We start from the raw sequence: 17,622 nt of genomic DNA, 5'->3' as shown, positions 1-17,622 counted from the left end.
CGGCATCTAGCTTCTAATTTTTGAGGCAGGAATCTTACTACTCACAATTAGCGGGATAAAATGAACACTAATTTCTTTTAACGTCACTAAAATATCACTTGCTAACATATTGTAATGAATGTATAGTATCATGTTGTACATTCATTATGACAAGAGAAAGGATCTTATTAAGGGTATGAAACTTGGTGCTCGCATTTTAAAAACGGGTATTGCCATCACGTTAGCTTTATTTGCTTGTATTTTACTTCAATTACCGAGTCCGGTATTTGCGGGAATTTCAGCTATCTTTGCTGTTCAACCGTCTGTATACCGTTCTTATTTAACAGCACTTGAACAAATTCAAGCAAATGTAATTGGTGCGATATTTGCTATCGCATTTGCTACTGCTTTTGGACATAATCCTTTTATTATTGGATTAACATGTATATTAGTAATTGCTCTTACATTACAATTACGATTAGAAAACACAATATCAATTGCTTTAGTAACAGTTATCGCCATTATGGAGTATCAAGGCGAAGATTTCTTTAGTTTTGCCTTACTTCGATTTGCGACGATTATGATTGGTATTATTGCGGCTTCACTTGTAAATTTAGTATTTATGCCGCCAAAATATGAAACAAAACTTTATCATCGTATCGTTGATAATACAGAAGAAATTGTAAAATGGATTCGAATGAATAGCAGGCAGGCTTCTGATTTTACAACGCTAAAAACTGATATTGATCGTATGAAAGAAAAAATGATCAAACTAAATCATTACTATTTGCTGTATAAAGAAGAAAGAAGCTATACGAAAAAAGTAAAGTTCGCAAAAATTCGTAAGCTCGTTTTATTCAGACAAATGTTAGCGACAACAAGCCGTGCTTTAAGTACGTTAAAATCATTACACCGTACTGAAAATGAACTGCGCTATATGCCAGAAGAATTTCAGGAATCTATCCAAAACGAACTTGACTCATTAACGCATTATCATGAACAAGTTTTATTAAAATTTATTGGTAAAGCAAAAAAACAACAATCAGTTGAAATGCTTGATGAAGTTGAAACAGGTAAACAAGAATTAATTGATATCTTTATGGAATATCAAAATAAAGACGATGAAGAAGCATATAAAACATGGTTACATCTCTTCCCTCTTATTTCTTCCATCATTAACTATAGTGAAGAAGTAGAGCATTTAGATTTGCTTGTAGATAGCTTCTACACATATCATAAACCAGAAAAAGAACTCCAAATCGATGATAAAAAAGAAGACGAATAAAAAAACAGCTCCTTTTACGCTAAAGGAGCTGTTTCTGTTATATGTTGAAGTTGATATAAATTGTAATAAAATCCTCTTTTTCGCATTAACTCTTCATGAGAACCAGTCTCTTTAATCTCACCGTCTTCAATATAAATAATCGTATCAACATGTGTAATCGTCGCTAATCGATGTGCGATTATAATCGTTGTCCGGTCAGCAGCTAACGTCTGAAGCGCCTCTTGAATATACCTTTCATTTTCTAAATCTAATGCTGAAGTTGCTTCATCTAATATAAGTACCGACGGATTCTTTAGAAACACTCGTGCAATTGCCACGCGTTGTCTTTGCCCGCCTGATAGCTTCACACCACGTTCTCCAACGACAGTATTATAACCATCTGGTAAGTCTATAATAAAATCATGAATTTGCGCAGCTTTGGCAGCTGCAATCACTTCTTTCTCTGTAGCTTTCGGATTTCCATATAAAATATTAGCTCCAATTGTATCGCTAAACAATAAATTATCCTGCAGTACAATTCCAATATGACTACGCAAATTTCTCATATTGTACTTTCTTACATCTATGCCATCTACATAAACCGCGCCTTCAGAAACATCATAGAAACGTGGGATCAAACTAGCAAGAGATGACTTTCCTCCCCCACTCGCTCCTACAAGCGCTACTTTCTCTCCAGGCTGCATAGTTAATGACAAGTTGTGTAATATCTCTTTTTCATCTGCATTATAACGAAAAGAAACATTGTCAAATACAATTTCTCCATTTAATTTTTTCGTTTGTACCGCATTTGGTACATTAACAATATCGTATTTTTCATCTAACAGTTCAAACACACGGTCCATCGATGCAAAAGATTGTGTTAATGTTGTAGATGAATTAACAAGGCGGCGAAGCGGACTATATAAACTATCCATATATCCAACAAAAGCTACCATCGTTCCTAGCGTTAACTGCCCTTGAATTACTTCATATGCTGCAAAACCAATCACAAGTAACGGACCTAAATCGGTTAACGTATTTACTGCCGAAAATGTTCTTGCCGTCCAACTTGTATGGGTTAATGCTTTCGTTAAAAATTCATTATTTCTTTTTTCAAACTGCTTCCCCTCATACTCTTCTAACGCAAAGCTACGTGTCACTTGCATTCCTTGAATACGTTCATGCAAATACCCTTGCATCGTCGCTAACGCTTGTGAACGCTCTTTCGTCAATTTCCGAAGACGTCCGAAAAAATATTTCACTGCAATTACATAAATAGGTAAAATCAATAACGCAACAAATGTTAATTTTATATTCATAGAAAACATAACAATGATAGCAATAGCAATTGTTGCAGTATCTAACCAGACGTTCATCAAACCAGTAATTACAAAATCCTTCGTTTGTTCTACATCATGGATGACACGCGAAATAATCTCCCCTGTTTTTGTATTGGAGTAATAACGTAAACTTAACTTTTGTAAGTGACCGAAAATATGCTTCCGCAAATCATACAGTATTGTATTTGCGATACGTTGGGCGAAATATTGACGATAATATTCAATCGGTGGTCTTAATACCGCAAAAATAAAAAAAGCAATTCCAATCGCTGTTATTAATTGAGATGTTTTATCTTGAAGTGAGCCCGCGCCTTGAATTACATCATCGATAATATACTTTAATAACCATGGCATAATAAGTGGGATACCGAACTTAACTAGTCCAATAATAATTGTAATAGCAATAAGCCATCGATATGGTTTAACAAATTGTAAATATCTTTTTATGCCTTGCACATAATCCCCCCTCTAATAGGACAAACCTGCCGGGAAGCCCCCTGCAGGTTTGTTTTAATTTCTGTACATTAAATATCGTTCATACCACATATCTACGAAGTCTGGTGCAAATGGACCTTTTCTTTGATGAATCCACTGTGTTAAATGTGCTACATTTCGTTTTAAAATTGTATCAATAACAGGTGGATACTGCATAATTTGACTATGTTTTTCATACTCATCTTCATCTAGAAGCGTATATGTCATATCTGGATATACTTTAATATCTAAATCATAATCAATATACTTTAATGCTTCAGGATCATACGCAAAAGGTGAGCTTAAATTACAATAATAATATACGCCATCTTCCCTAAGCATCCCAATCACATTAAACCAATAGTTGGCATGAAAATAACAAATTGCTGGTTCACGAGTAATCCATGTTCGGCCATCCGATTCTGTAACTACTGTACGATCATTCGCTCCGATTACAAGACTCTGTGTCCCTTTTAAAATTGTTGTTTCTTCCCACATTCTATGAATGGAGCCATTATGTTTATAACTATGTATTTGTACTTTTTCTCCTTCTTTGGGAAATCCCATATATGCTCCCTTCTTTCAACTGCAAATGCCCTTTGAACGGCATTCACTTTTTTTCTATTATAACTTTTTTGTCGAAATTTTAAAACTAAAGGGATAAGACTCTATTTTTCAAACTGAATATGCAGGAGGTTTATCGTTGAATACTATGCCCCAACTCTTCTTAAGAGATAAGGATTGTACTGCATTATTTATAAGCGAGGACATGTAATAGAAAAAGCCCTTCTCTATTTCCATACAAAGAAGGACTTTTCACCTGAAGATAACAATATATCTTACCCTAAATTTGAAATCATTTTTTCAGTTGCAAAAGATTGAATTACACTATTCGTTTGTTCTTCAAATTTCTCATGTAACATCTTCAACGCTACTTCTGTTCTATATATTTCCTGGCGGATAAAATGCAGTTCTTTTTTATCGCACTTATCTTTTTCATTCATTTCAATTTGTTGATACTTCTCTAGATGTGCTTGTAACTTTAACAACTCATCCATCGTTTCTAATTGCTCCCCTACCAACTTATCAAAATCGTTCATTACTTACCCCCTTTTGGACTTATTCATCAGTTATTATTCCTAATTACATAATTCTAATTGTTAACTTCCTTCTCCTTTGACTACATTTGTTGACTTATTAGAAGTTATGTCGTTCGCTTTCTTTTCATTACAACGATCGACGCAAAAAGAAAACACTTCTCCTGAATTAGAGAAGTGTTTTTCTTTCATTACTGATTTGAGCTAGAAGATTGTGATTGTTTTGCAGCTGACTTAGCATTTTGTTTTTTCACAGCATGCACGTCTGTTTCAGTTGCAAATTCTGTACCATAACTAGCGTTTGCACTTTGTGCACCAGAAGCTTGTGCTTTCTTTGCTTCTGATTGTGCGTTTGCTTGTTTTACTGCTTGTACATCTGTTTCAGTTGAAAACTCTGTACCATAACTAGCATTTGTACTTTGAATGCTAGCACCAGAAGTTGCCTTGTTATAACCTTGTTGTTTTTTACTCATCTTTCTCACCTCCACAATCAATAATGTAACCAATTCACTTAGAAGCTATCCGTAATTTTCTTTTGAATAATTTCCGCATATATCTTTTGTTACTTATTCAAACTATAAGAAATGGAGGTGGAAATATGTATATAGGACGCGATATGACTGAACTAACGATGATTTCAAAAAATGAATGGAAAGAAGATGAATTAGCTTATTTTCATCACTCACTACAACAGGTTCTGCCTTATTTAAATGTAGAAGGGCAAAGTATTTACAAAGAAATTGTAGTAGAAATCGAATCAAGAGGCGGCTTACAAGAAGGTGAAGCTAGTTGGACTCATGGGACAAAAATTTCTTACGATTAAAAAAGTGTTCCCTAGATTGGGAACACTTTTTTATTTATTGCATTGTAATTTTCTCCACACAATTTTCATAAATAGTACGGTGTGATTTTGAGAAAGGTAATTGCTCAAATACCTCTTTTGATACAAATTTTAATGTATCTGTATCAACAATATTACCTGTTACTTTTCCGTAAAATACAAATATATCCCAAGTACGATGTGTAAACGTATGTTGTACATTCATTGCGTATTCATCAATAAAAACCTCGAGCTCAAATTTTTCTTTCATATAATCTATAAGCTGTTCCTTCTGATTTCGAATACTTTCTCCAAGTTCCACATTCGGAAACTCCCACATGTTAGCTAACAAACCTGTACTTGGACGTTTATTAATAACGTAACGACCGTCTTCAGTTTGAAGTACACCTGCAACAATAGGTACCATTTTAGGAGCTTTCGCTTTACTTTTTACTGGTAATTCTTTTTGAACACCTTCAGCATACCCTCTGCAATGTTCACGTACAGGACAAAGTAAGCATGCTGGATTTTTCGGAATACAAATTAGTGCACCTAATTCCATCAAACCTTGATTAAAATAAGATGGATTTTCAATCGAAATAATTTCACGCACAATCTCTTCAAAAACTTTTCGAGTCTTTGGTTTTGCAATATCATCCCATACTGATAAAATACGAGATAATACACGCATAACATTTCCATCAACTGCCGGCTCTGGTATACCATATGCGATACTTAAAATAGCACCTTTTGTATATGGTCCGACTCCTTTTAACTTTTCAATTTTCTTTACATCACTTGGTACAACTCCGCCGTATACTTCTTTTACCTCTTTTACTGCCGCATGTAAATTACGTGCTCTAGAATAATATCCTAAACCTTCCCATGCTTTTAATACTTCTTCATCATCTGCGTTCGCTAACGCTTCAAGTGTAGGAAACTTCCCCATAAAATTTGCGTAATATGGTTTTACAGCTTCTACTCTTGTTTGCTGTAACATAATTTCAGAAACCCAAACGCGGTATGGATCTTTATTCTTTCTCCATGGTAAGTCGCGCTGTTCTTCTTCAAACCAACCAATTAAATCATTTTGAAACTGCTCTATATTAAAATTGTTTAGTATTTCAAGTGTCAAACTTGATCCCCCTCATTTTTTTGCATGTAAGTACTATTATAAAGATTTTAGGAAAAAATTTAAGTAAGATGATACAGGAAATAGAAGGCAAAGGACTTGAGGTATCGAATAAAAAGAGTTACATTAATAAAAAACGGAGGTGGATTTCCATGGACACAGCCACTCACCTTGTTATGGGTATCACTTTAGGTAGCTTAGCAACATTAGATCCAGCCATAGCACAAAGTGATATTGGCCCCCAAGCTGTTATGCTTGCTACAATTGCTGGTTCCAACATTCCTGACATTGACACAGTTTTAAAATTGCGTAATAACGCTAAATATATAAGAAATCATCGTGGGATTACTCATTCTATTCCTGCGGTAATTCTTTGGTCATTCCTTATAAGTGGCATCTCTTTCGCCTTCTTTTCAGACGCTCCATATCTTCATCTACTGCTTTGGTCATTTATTGCTGTCTTCCTTCACGTCTTTGTAGATATTTTCAATGCCTATGGTACACAAGCATTACGGCCTTTCACAAAAAAATGGGTCGCACTCGGCGTGATTAATACATTCGATACCGTAATTTTCTTTATCCATATACTTGCAATTGCTTGCATGCTCGTCGGTTCTCATAAGGGATATACAGCTTTAGCGGCATATATATTAATGATTGTTTACTATATCGGACGGATTATGATGCACAGAAATATAAGAAGCGTTGTACACAAACGTTTCAAAAATGTCGAAAAGATTATCATTTCTCCTTCTTACCGATTTTACCATTACCATTTAGCAATCGTTACGGCTGATTATTACTACGTTGCGAGATGGCACCGTGGTAACATCATGATATATGATAAGTTCGATCGGGTACCGTTCCCAGACAATAATATTATGCGAGCAGCTAAACAAGATGAAAACATCTCGGCCTTTCTATCTTTCTCTCCTGTATATCGCTGGGATATTTTTGATCATGACCATTATTATGAAGTACGATTCATTGATTTACGATATCGAAGTAAAGATTATTATCCATTTGTTGCAATCGTTCAGCTCGACCACAATTTAAATATTATTAGTTCCTATACAGGATGGATCTTTAGTGAAGAAAAGCTTCGAAAAAAACTGGAATTACTTCCACATTAAAAAAAGCGACTTAAGTCGCTTTTTTTAATGTTTCAAATGATCTTCTTGATTAATTAAATGACTATACTTCGGATTATTTGTACGCATTTCATGAAGGCGTACACCATGATTATTAATCCATGATCGTACCACTTGTTCCGTCATTTCATCGCCTTGATAACGACCTGATTTTGCATAAGTTGTTTGAAAATCTTCCCATAGTAACTCAACCCACGCACGAGCTTGTGCGTAAGAAAGCTTGTCATTCTTGTCTAATAATTCTTTCGTTAATGTTTCATAAATATCATTCATATTATAATCTCCTTTTACCTATTTATCCCTTCATTTCTAAAGGATAGTTTCTTCAATTTTGCACATTCTATAATTGATACTTCTTAAAGAGGTATCAACCGATAATGAGGAGGGCGTTCGTAATGGGTAAACAAGCCGAATTTTGGTCTGAGTCAAAAAACAACAGCAAAATCGACGGTCAACCGAAAGCGAAATCACGCTTCGCTTCGAAACGACCTAACGGCACAATTAACACGCACCCACAAGAACGTATGCGTGCTGCAAATCAGCAGGAAGAGTAGTACAAATTAAATTAACTTCCTACACGAGGTGATAAAGATGAGCTACCGTGATCGCTTAGATAGTCGTTCTGAATTATTTAACCATACGTGGACTCGTCCAAAACATGCGAAAGCGCAAGTTAACGGACAGACGCAACAAACCCAGTCTCTCATTATATTGGCAAATGAATGTAAAAAACGCCAATTTTAGAATCTCCTATCTCCTTTAACGCCTACCAAAGATGAAAACCAGAGAGATATATGCTCTCTGGTTTTTATTTTTCTTGCAATAAGGAAATTGGTATGCCAATCTCTTCATTATCATTTTGCTTATATCCCCAAGCAAATACCCCATTGAAATACGTAATTTTAAATAATACACCAGGTTCTTCTACTAATTCATATGTTTCACCAATACGGAATTTGTTTATATCCGTCATATAAGCACGAGCCATTGCCATTTTTCTCATTAATACATCAAATTCATTGACAATCCCAAGCTGCTCCGCTTTTACTGCTTGCTCCTTCAAAGCGCCAATTTCTTCTCTTAGCTCATGCGGTGTCATTTCACTGTAGCGTTTTGGCATATTCATCTTATTCTCCTCATTCCTCTTCGCGTTTCATTTGCAAAAATATCTCGATTTCATCAATAGAGAATCCTTTTCGATATAACGCTTGTTTCATCTTGTTTTCAAATGTCCATCCATCATGCTTCTTATATTTCTCATAATATTTATTCCCATGATAGTGTAACGCTTCTTGTTGCTTTTCGTCATCTTTTTCGTCTTTCAATTCTTCCAAACAAATTTGAATTACTTCTCTAGAATATCCTTTTCGAACAAGCATCTCATCTAACTTTAGTTTCATTTGTAAAAAAGAATGTTTTTGATAAGATTTTTTCTTCTTCTCTATGAGAAACAAGGCATTCTCAATTTGCTTTTCCTTCGGATATTCTTGTAAACTATGTGTAATAATTAAATCCTGAACACCTTTATTTAATAACTCTCTTTTAATAACAGTTGGACCTTTTCGATTCACATTACTTTGCGTTCGCGTATATAAAACAGCATACTCTTTATCATTAATATATCGGTCATGTAATAATTTCGAAACGACTTCAGAGATGATGGCCTGTCCCACTTCTTTTTTTCGTAAAAAATCTTCTATTTCTTGTTTTGTTCTCATTTGATAGGATAAATAGGAGATTGCTTGTAAATATGCTTTTTGCACTTCTTCATTGTACAAAATATTTCCTAACTCGATTTCATCAATTTCTAAGCCTTTTTGTAATCCATGTTTTATTAAGATTACTTGATCCACACTAAATCCGTACTCTTCGCCTTGACCTTTATCAATATAAATATTAAATCGTTCTTTCGATCGTTTTTGTACTTCTATTTTTGTAATGACAGCCATACTCTCACCTCTCTATTATTTTAACATAGTCGAGGAACATTTTTTCTTTTCAAGAATATATATAATGAGGAGGAAATACTTGTGAAAATCGCAATTTCTGGTGGTACAGGCTTTATCGGTAAATCCCTTTCTACTTTTTTTATTCAAAAAGGATATACTGTTTACATTCTCACACGAAAAAAAACTACTGAAACTTCCGACCCTAACCTTCAGTATGTTCAATGGACACCAGATTTACAAACCTTCCCCCTCTCTTCTATTGATGTAGTTATTAATCTAGCGGGAGAGTCTATTAATAGTAGATGGACAAAGCAACAAAAGAAAGCCATTTTAAACAGTAGAATTCAAACAACAAAAGGACTCATTAAACAATTGCAGGGACTCCATACAAAGCCACACACATTTATTAACGCAAGTGCTATTGGATACTATGGAACGTCTGAAATAGAGTCTTTTACAGAACAGCATGAGACTCCTGGAAATGACTTTTTAGCAAATACAGTATATTCATGGGAACAAGAAGCATCTAAAGCACGTTCTCTCGGAATACGAACAATCTACGCAAGATTTGGAGTTGTATTAGGTGCAAATGAAGGAGCTCTTCCAAAAATGCTACTTCCCTATCAATTCTATATCGGCGGCACCATTGGTTCTGGGAAGCAATGGTTATCATGGATTCATATAGACGATGTCGTTCGTATGATGGATTTCATCATACACAAAAAAGAAATTGATGGTCCTCTTAATATGACAGCACCAACACCTATAAGAATGAAGGAATTTGGAGAAACCATTGCAACTATAATGAAAAAGCCTCATTGGTTGCCTGTACCTTCTTTTATCATTCAAACTTTATTAGGTGAAATGAGCATACTTGTACTAGAAGGGCAACGTGTATTACCCATTAAAGCAATTGAACATGGATACCAATACACATTTCCAGAAATAGACCATGCATTACAAAATATACTTTCGCATACAATGTAGTACTTCTAAAACACAATTTTACATGGGCTCTTTCAAAACTTTCATTTTCTAGGATCCGAAGCATTACCACACAAATAACCTTTCAGTTACTTTCCCTTAACTTCCATTAGCATTATAAAGTAACAGAAATGAGGTACCTATGAAAATATTGCTCAAACAAGCCATTGTATACCCTATTACATCTCAAAAGTTTCAAGGAGATGTACTCGTTACAGGAGAGCGAATTACCGAGGTCAAACCTTTTATTCCACCTACTCAAGATATGACCGTTATAGATGCACGAGCACTCCATCTCTTACCTGGCTTTATTGATGTCCATACTCACCTTGGTCTCTATGATGAAGGTACTGGTTGGGCTGGAAATGATGCCAATGAAACATCTGAAGTTTCAACACCACATATTCGTTCTTTAGATGGAATCCATCCTTTCGATATTGCCTTTCAAGACGCTGTACAAAACGGAATTACAACCGTTCACGTTATGCCTGGCAGTCAAAATATTATCGGGGGTACTACTTGTGTAATAAAAACAGCTGGAACTTGTATTGATCATATGATTATTCAAGAACCTGCTGGTTTAAAGATTGCCTTTGGAGAAAATCCTAAAAAAGTCCATAGTAATGGAACAAAAGAATCCATTACACGTATGGGGATTATGGGGTTACTTCGGGAATCATTCTATGAAGCACAACATTACGGGCACGAAGCTGATTTTCGAATGCTTCCTATTCTAAAAGCATTACGTCGTGAAATACCCGTACGTATCCACGCTCACCGAGCAGATGATATTAGTTCTGCTCTACGCTTTGCAACAGAATTCAATCTCGATTTACGCATTGAACATTGCACAGAAGGACACTTTATTGTTGAAGAACTTTCAAAACACAATTTGAAGGTTTCAGTTGGTCCCACTCTGACACGCCGTTCTAAAATCGAACTAAAAAATAAAACATGGGATACTTACCATATATTATCAAAAAATGGTGTGGAAGTTTCTATCACAACAGATCATCCTTATACACCCATTCAATATTTAAATGTTTGCGCTGCTGTTGCAGTAAGAGAAGGGTTAGACGAGAAAACAGCACTAGAAGGAATCACCATATTCCCAGCACGAAATTTGCGTTTAGAGGATAGAATTGGAAGCATCGAGGTTGGAAAAGACGCCGATCTCGTGCTATGGACTCATCATCCTTTCCATTATTTAGCCAAGCCTGTACTAACTATGATTGATGGAAAAATAATTTACAAAAAAAATAAAAAAAACTAGTTTATTTTTTTGACTAGATAAAGTATTATACGATTATAAACTGAATGAAACCATAATCAATTTGTGTCGTGATTATCATTTTCAAATTGATGAATGGGGAAGGCAAATGGTGCGCCACCAGCGTTAGAAACTGGTTCTAGTGGGTTCGATTCCCACCCCGAAATTTTTTAAAGATTGATATAAAAATTTCGAGGGTGGGGTGTTTTTTCGTCATGCTACCCTCGTGTGAGGAGGAGTTAGTATGTTGAAAAAACGCGACTTACACGACAGCCACGTTCTATACGAGTTAATGGTGGATCCAGCTGTCTTCCCTTTTGTGCGTCAAAAGGCTTATTCTTATGAAGAATATTTATTCTTAACGAAACAAACGATTGAAGCTGAAGAGCGTGGTGAATTAATTTCACGCACAATTTTAGATGAATGGGGTAACCCTATCGGAACAATTACTTTATTTGATGTGCAAGAAAAAGCTGGATTTCTCGGGACATGGCTTGGCAAACCATATCATGGAAAAGGCTATAACAAATTGGCAAAAGATTCATTTTTTAGTGAACTTTTCTATGAATTAGATATTGAAACAATTTTCATGCGTATTCGTAAAATAAATATTCGTTCTATTAAAGCTGCAGAAAAACTGCAATATGTGAATCTAGCAAACGAAACAAGAAAAGCCGTATATGATGAAATTAACGCAAACGAAGAAGTGTATAACTTATATGAAATTCCAAAAGATCAATACACACTTGCTACAATGCGAGATACAACCTTCCAAGATGCTCATCAATTAAAAGAAGCTTAATCTAAATTTTCTGAAATGATAATCAATCGTTAACATTTTCCATATGCGTATATCCCCTCATGTCTTTGGAAACGATAAATAGTAACTTTAAGACACGAGGTGATTTGTAATGGATAAAAAGAAACGTGATAAAACAAAAAACACATTATCTAGTACACAAGAAGTTCTCTATCAACGCGAATTTCAAAAAGCAGATCGTGCAGCAGGATATCGCTCGAAAAGCATTTAAAGTGAAAATGAATAATTAGAAGTTTCCCCCCTAATTATTCATTTTCATTACATAATTTTCTCGACTGATAGAAGTAAGCAAAAAAGCCCCTTATACATAAGGGACTTTTTTGCTGTGGACAACTTTATCCACAAAACCGATGAAATTGTTAGTGATTTTCAAAAACATTTAATATTTTTCTATATTAAAGCATATATCAGCTGTTTTAATTGTGGATATTTTTCTAAAAATTGTGGACAATGTGGATATAGTTGTTAATATTCCGACTTTACTGTTTAATGAAAGCGCAATCCTTTTGTGGATAACTTGCTAAATTTTCTTTAAAATTAATAAAGAACCCTCTTTACATATACAAAGAGGGTTTCATATTAAGTAAAAGATTGTGCAAGAGCAGGTGATTTAATAGGTATATGACGCGGTTCTGCATGATTTTCCGCCAAAATTGCATCTACAATATGGCCAGCTGGCTCTGGAAGATAGATGCTTTTCATTGCTTCTTTCATTTGAAGAAGCTTCACATCATCTTGTAATAATGCCTCTGTTTTTGCAAAAACCTCACTATCATCGCGAATGACAACTGCTGCTCCCTTTCTTTCAAAGTACATCGCATTTTCATTTTCTTGTCCTGGAACAGGCTTATATAAAATGACAGGTACTTGCAACGCTGCTGCTTCACTTAATGTTATTCCGCCTGGCTTCGTAATCATACAAGAAGTAACACGGAATAATTCATCAATATTTTCAACATACCCAAACACTTTTAATACATCGGAATTTTGCTTCTGTAAACTTAATAAATCCTGTTTTAAAGCTTCATTTTTCCCACAAACGACAACTACTTGTAAATTAGGCACTGACATAAATGATTGGCATAGTTCTTTTACATTTCCTAATACCCCATGAGCACCTGCTACAATTAGTAAAATCTTTTTATTCTTACATAACTGATATTTATTATATATGATTTCTGGATTTACCTTTAACTCAAAACTACTCCGAATTGGAATTCCTGTTTCAACAATTTGTTCCGCAGGTACACCGATATCAACCATCAATTCTTTCACATGATCCGTTGCAACAAAATAACGATCTACTTCTCGATGAATCCATATTTTGTGCACGCAAAAATCCGTTAATACGTTATAGACAGGAATTGAAATACCTGTTTGTTTCTTCAATTCTGGTACAGCGATAATTGGAAATGTATTAATTACAATATCTGGTTTCTCCACCTGTAACAGTGTTTTCAAACGTTTTCTTCCAAAGTTCGCATACCAAGATGCTATTTTCTTATCATAAATTTTTTCTACCCCGTAATAAAACAAACGATATAATTCTTTTCCTATTGTATAACTTTTTAAATATAGATATTTTGTAATGTCAGTTATAAATGGATGTGATTCTCCAAACAAGTCGCATACAATAACATCTTCAATTCCTTTTTGGCGAAATGTTTGTTCTAATGTTTTTGCTACTTGCACATGACCATTACCGTAATGTGCAGTTAATATTAAAACCTTGGGGTTTTTTATCAAACAAATCCACTCCTAGCTTTTTGTTTCTCCATATTGCATATACGACAATAGGAAAAACATTTTCCTTAAAAATTACATAAACAGATTCTAATAATTCCCTTTCAGCTATGTACCTGTCGTGGATATGCAAAGCATATAAGATTGACCCCTTAATCCTATCTGTGCTCATATCTTTACATTATACTTTCCTATAAGAGCTTTCGCAATAACTTACAAATGTTCTCTATTCCATGATACTCACTCTTTTACTTCTTAATTCTTTTTACTATTTTGATTTCCCTTTACAATTATGTAAATTTCTCCATTTATTCCGTACAAAATTATGGATATTCTATTTTCAGTATACTCTTTTATCAATATATACTCTAGATTTTATTGTAAAGAAAGCAAAAAGCCTAATCCAATATTTGGATTAGACCGCTTGTAAAATATATTTAGCATGTTCTACATTTTTCTCAGTAGGTGGTTCTACATTTGCGAGTGGATACTTGTGTCCAAGCGCCTCCCATTTATATACACCAAGCTTATGATATGGTAACACTTCAACTTTTTGAACATTAGACAGACTTTGAATAAAGCTAGATAGTTTTTGTAGATCCTCTTCATTATCCGTAACACCAGGAACTAATACGTGTCGTACCCAAATCGGTTTATTCTTATCCGATAAATAACGAGCAAATTGTAAAATATGTTCATTTGGTTTCCCTGTTAATTTACGATGCTTTTTGGAATCGATATGTTTCAGATCCAATAAAACTAAATCTGTATAATCCATTAAAATATCTAGCTTATTTTGGAATTCTGGTTCCTCAGAATAACAACCACCAGAAGAGTCGATTGTTGTATGGATACCAGCCTCTTTACACTTTTTAAACAACTCAATTAAAAAGTCTAGCTGTAATAATGGCTCTCCACCGCTAACTGTTATACCGCCTCCGGAAGCTTCAATAAATGGAAGGTAACATGTCACATCCTGCATCACTTCTTCAACTGTTATTTCTTTACCTTTACCGATTTCCCACGTATCAGCATTATGACAATATTGACAACGTAATAAACACCCTTGTGTAAATATGACATAACGAATCCCTGGGCCATCAACAGTACCACAAGACTCTACAGAATGTATTCTTCCTTTTACCATGTTACTTCCTCCTTTATTGAAACAGCCTCCCTTCGCTATATATTAAGAGCGAAGGGACACTTTTTTTCATTTACATGCTTTCATGCATTGTACGGTTAATTACATCAATTTGTTGTTCACGAGTTAATTTAATAAAGTTTACAGCGTAACCAGATACGCGAATTGTTAATTGTGGATATTTCTCAGGATGTTCCATTGCATCCATTAATGTTTCACGGTTAAATACGTTAATATTTAAGTGGTGGCCTTCTTTTACTGCATAGCCATCAAGCATTGATACTAAGTTACGTACTTGTACATCATCTTCTTTACCAAGTGCTTTCGGAATAATAGAGAATGTATTAGAAATACCATCTTGTGCATCTTCATATGGTAATTTAGCCACAGATAATAATGAAGCTAATGCACCTTTTGTATCACGTCCATGCATTGGGTTCGCACCTGGTGCAAATGGTTCTCCAGTACGGCGGCCATCTGGAGTATTACCAGTTTTCTTACCGTATACAACGTTAGATGTGATTGTTAAGATTGACATTGTATGAACAGAATTTCTGTATGTTTTATGTTTACGAAGTTTATTCATAAATGTTTTTACAAGATTTACAGCAATCTCATCTACACGATCATCATTGTTACCGTATTTAGGGAAATCTCCTTCAATCTCGAAGTCAACTGCAATACCATTTTCATCACGAATTGGTTTTACTTTTGCGTATTTAATTGCACTTAATGAATCTGCTACTACAGATAGACCAGCAATACCTGTTGCCATTGTACGAAGAACGTTTGTATCATGAAGTGCCATTTCAATACGTTCATAGCTATATTTATCATGCATGTAATGGATAACATTTAATGTGTTTAAATATAGACCCGCCAACCATTCCATTGTCATATCAAACTTATGCATAACTTCTTCATAATTTAATACTTCAGAAGTAATTGGTGCGTACTCAGGACCAACTTGTGCTTTAGATTTTTCATCTTTACCACCGTTAATCGCATATAATAATGCTTTCGCTAAGTTTGCACGAGCTCCGAAGAACTGCATTTGTTTACCGATTCTCATTGCAGATACGCAACATGCAATACCGTAATCATCGCCGTATTCAGGGCGCATAATGTCATCATTTTCATATTGAATTGCTGATGTTTTAATAGACATTTTCGCACAGTAGTTTTTAAAGTTCTCTGGTAATTGTTTAGACCAAAGAACAGTTAAGTTTGGTTCTGGAGCTGGTCCTAAATTATCTAATGTATGCAAGAAACGGAATGAGTTCTTTGTTACTAATGGACGACCATCTAATGCCATACCACCGATAGATTCAGTTACCCAAGTTGGGTCACCAGAGAATAATTCATTATAATCAGGTGTTCTTGCGAATTTCACAAGACGTAATTTCATAATGAAGTGATCTACAATTTCTTGTACTTCTTCTTCTGTTAAAGTACCATTTGCTAAATCTCTTTCAATGTAAATATCTAAAAATGTAGAAGTACGTCCAAGACTCATTGCAGCCCCGTTTTGCTCTTTAATCGCTGCAAGGTATGCGAAGTATAACCATTGGAATGCTTCTTGCGTGTTTGTTGCTGGCTTAGAAATATCGAAGCCATGAGAAGCGGCCATTTCTTTTAACTCTTGAAGTGCACGCATTTGCTCAGATAACTCTTCGCGTAAACGCATTGTATCTTCGCTCATTACACCGCCAGTTAAATTCAAATCAGCTTTTTTCGCTTCAATTAAATGATCAATACCATATAACGCTACTCGGCGATAGTCACCGATAATACGTCCACGTCCGTATGCATCTGGAAGACCCGTAATAACACCTGATTTACGTGCATTTCTCATTTCTGGTGTGTATGCATCAAATACACCTTGGTTATGAGTTTTTCTCCAATCTCTAAAAATACGACTAAGTTCTTTATCCATTTCGTATCCATAAGATTCACAAGCTTGTTCTGCCATACGAATACCACCATATGGTTGTAAAGAACGTTTAAATGGTTTATCAGTTTGGAAACCGACTACTTTTTCAATATCTTTATTTAAGTATCCAGGGGCATGTGATGTAATAGAAGAAACAATTTTTGTATCCATATCAAGAACGCCACCGTTTTCACGTTCTTTCGTTGTTAAATCCATTACTTGATCCCAAAGTTGTTTCGTTGCTTCAGTTGCTTCTGCTAAGAAAGATTCGTCTCCTTCGAAAACGTTTACATTATTTAAAATGAAATCGCGAACATCAATCTCTGCTTTCCATTTTTCACCTTTAAAGTTTTCCCATGCGTTTTTAACATTTTCTAATACTTGAGTCATCCTAATCTCCTCCATTTTTGATTAGTACAGGACTAAGATTTTTTATATAACAGCTTACACACTTAGAATACTACTTTTTTACGAAAGTGAACGAAATAGTTGTGACATGTTTGTGAAATGTTGAGCAAACTA

20 protein-coding genes are annotated in these 17,622 nt (G+C 34.8%); 9 read left to right on the top strand and 11 right to left on the bottom strand.

Annotation, left to right across the window (positions count from 1 at the left end):
* Positions 1–175: 175 nt before the first annotated feature.
* A complete protein-coding gene (locus AU379_RS25945; RefSeq protein WP_000765787.1) occupies positions 176–1,264 on the top strand; it encodes an aromatic acid exporter family protein in 1,089 nt (362 codons plus the stop codon).
* A 14-nt stretch (positions 1,265–1,278) separates the two neighbouring features.
* Here AU379_RS25945 and AU379_RS25940 read toward each other — a convergent pair whose 3' ends face one another.
* From AU379_RS25940 to AU379_RS25925, 4 genes are all read right to left on the bottom strand, one after another.
* The gene (locus AU379_RS25940) at positions 1,279–3,039 is read right to left on the bottom strand and encodes an ABC transporter ATP-binding protein (protein ID WP_001161595.1); all 1,761 of its coding nucleotides are present in this window, start codon (positions 3,037–3,039) and stop codon (positions 1,279–1,281) included.
* Between the two features lie 54 nt (positions 3,040–3,093).
* On the bottom strand, positions 3,094–3,624 hold the full coding sequence (locus AU379_RS25935; RefSeq protein WP_000506624.1) for a DUF402 domain-containing protein: 531 nt from the start codon (positions 3,622–3,624) through the stop codon (positions 3,094–3,096).
* A 272-nt stretch (positions 3,625–3,896) separates the two neighbouring features.
* Positions 3,897–4,157 (bottom strand): YgaB family protein, encoded by a 261-nt coding sequence (locus AU379_RS25930; protein WP_061140035.1) that lies wholly within the window; start codon positions 4,155–4,157, stop codon positions 3,897–3,899.
* A gap of 188 nt (positions 4,158–4,345) precedes the next feature.
* The gene (locus AU379_RS25925) at positions 4,346–4,627 is read right to left on the bottom strand and encodes a gamma-type small acid-soluble spore protein (protein ID WP_000039044.1); all 282 of its coding nucleotides are present in this window, start codon (positions 4,625–4,627) and stop codon (positions 4,346–4,348) included.
* Between the two features lie 125 nt (positions 4,628–4,752).
* Between AU379_RS25925 and AU379_RS25920 the strand changes: the two genes are divergently transcribed.
* Positions 4,753–4,977 (top strand): hypothetical protein, encoded by a 225-nt coding sequence (locus tag AU379_RS25920; protein WP_000275436.1) that lies wholly within the window; start codon positions 4,753–4,755, stop codon positions 4,975–4,977.
* A 34-nt stretch (positions 4,978–5,011) separates the two neighbouring features.
* Here AU379_RS25920 and mutY read toward each other — a convergent pair whose 3' ends face one another.
* Positions 5,012–6,109, bottom strand: coding sequence for an A/G-specific adenine glycosylase (gene mutY, locus AU379_RS25915; RefSeq protein WP_000171390.1), 1,098 nt, complete (start codon positions 6,107–6,109; stop codon positions 5,012–5,014).
* Positions 6,110–6,258: 149 nt separating this feature from the next.
* On the opposite strand from mutY, the gene AU379_RS25910 reads away from it, so the two are divergent.
* A complete protein-coding gene (locus AU379_RS25910; protein WP_000379106.1) occupies positions 6,259–7,239 on the top strand; it encodes a metal-dependent hydrolase in 981 nt (326 codons plus the stop codon).
* Positions 7,240–7,263: 24 nt separating this feature from the next.
* On the opposite strand, the gene AU379_RS25905 is transcribed toward AU379_RS25910, so the two are convergent.
* Positions 7,264–7,530: a YfhJ family protein gene (locus tag AU379_RS25905; RefSeq protein ID WP_000998166.1), complete on the bottom strand. Its 267-nt coding sequence runs from the start codon at positions 7,528–7,530 to the stop codon at positions 7,264–7,266.
* Between the two features lie 122 nt (positions 7,531–7,652).
* Between AU379_RS25905 and AU379_RS25900 the strand changes: the two genes are divergently transcribed.
* Positions 7,653–7,811, top strand: coding sequence for a small, acid-soluble spore protein K (locus tag AU379_RS25900; RefSeq protein WP_000517891.1), 159 nt, complete (start codon positions 7,653–7,655; stop codon positions 7,809–7,811).
* A 37-nt stretch (positions 7,812–7,848) separates the two neighbouring features.
* Complete coding sequence (locus tag AU379_RS25895; RefSeq protein ID WP_000122093.1) at positions 7,849–8,001, top strand: YpzG family protein; 153 nt, start codon at positions 7,849–7,851, stop codon at positions 7,999–8,001.
* Between the two features lie 64 nt (positions 8,002–8,065).
* On the opposite strand, the gene AU379_RS25890 is transcribed toward AU379_RS25895, so the two are convergent.
* Complete coding sequence (locus AU379_RS25890; protein WP_001057024.1) at positions 8,066–8,383, bottom strand: YfhH family protein; 318 nt, start codon at positions 8,381–8,383, stop codon at positions 8,066–8,068.
* Between the two features lie 10 nt (positions 8,384–8,393).
* Positions 8,394–9,206, bottom strand: coding sequence for a recombination regulator RecX (gene recX, locus AU379_RS25885; RefSeq protein WP_000268502.1), 813 nt, complete (start codon positions 9,204–9,206; stop codon positions 8,394–8,396).
* An 81-nt stretch (positions 9,207–9,287) separates the two neighbouring features.
* Between recX and AU379_RS25880 the strand changes: the two genes are divergently transcribed.
* The 4 genes from AU379_RS25880 to AU379_RS25865 all read left to right on the top strand — a co-directional run bounded on the left by AU379_RS25880 (position 9,288) and on the right by AU379_RS25865 (position 12,491).
* A complete protein-coding gene (locus AU379_RS25880; protein ID WP_000684380.1) occupies positions 9,288–10,193 on the top strand; it encodes a TIGR01777 family oxidoreductase in 906 nt (301 codons plus the stop codon).
* 139 nt (positions 10,194–10,332) lie between these two features.
* Complete coding sequence (locus AU379_RS25875; RefSeq protein WP_000698314.1) at positions 10,333–11,463, top strand: amidohydrolase; 1,131 nt, start codon at positions 10,333–10,335, stop codon at positions 11,461–11,463.
* A gap of 241 nt (positions 11,464–11,704) precedes the next feature.
* Positions 11,705–12,262, top strand: coding sequence for a GNAT family N-acetyltransferase (locus AU379_RS25870; protein ID WP_000914737.1), 558 nt, complete (start codon positions 11,705–11,707; stop codon positions 12,260–12,262).
* A 109-nt stretch (positions 12,263–12,371) separates the two neighbouring features.
* Positions 12,372–12,491: a YfhE family protein gene (locus tag AU379_RS25865; RefSeq protein WP_000358486.1), complete on the top strand. Its 120-nt coding sequence runs from the start codon at positions 12,372–12,374 to the stop codon at positions 12,489–12,491.
* Positions 12,492–12,859: 368 nt separating this feature from the next.
* Here the strand turns inward: AU379_RS25865 and AU379_RS25860 are convergent, their stop codons facing one another.
* The 3 genes from AU379_RS25860 to pflB form a co-directional block, all read right to left on the bottom strand.
* Positions 12,860–14,026, bottom strand: a complete 1,167-nt coding sequence (locus AU379_RS25860; RefSeq protein ID WP_061140034.1) for a diglucosyl diacylglycerol synthase — start codon at positions 14,024–14,026, stop codon at positions 12,860–12,862.
* A gap of 412 nt (positions 14,027–14,438) precedes the next feature.
* Positions 14,439–15,170: a pyruvate formate-lyase-activating protein gene (gene pflA / locus AU379_RS25855; protein ID WP_000238467.1), complete on the bottom strand. Its 732-nt coding sequence runs from the start codon at positions 15,168–15,170 to the stop codon at positions 14,439–14,441.
* A 70-nt stretch (positions 15,171–15,240) separates the two neighbouring features.
* Positions 15,241–17,490, bottom strand: coding sequence for a formate C-acetyltransferase (gene pflB, locus AU379_RS25850; protein WP_000195464.1), 2,250 nt, complete (start codon positions 17,488–17,490; stop codon positions 15,241–15,243).
* Between the last annotated feature and the right edge of the window lie 132 nt (positions 17,491–17,622).

Origin of the sequence: Bacillus sp. JH7 (genome assembly GCF_001563515.1) — a bacterium.
Lineage (GTDB): Bacteria > Bacillota > Bacilli > Bacillales > Bacillaceae_G > Bacillus_A > Bacillus_A cereus.
This window is presented reverse-complemented; position numbering and strand designations above follow the sequence as displayed.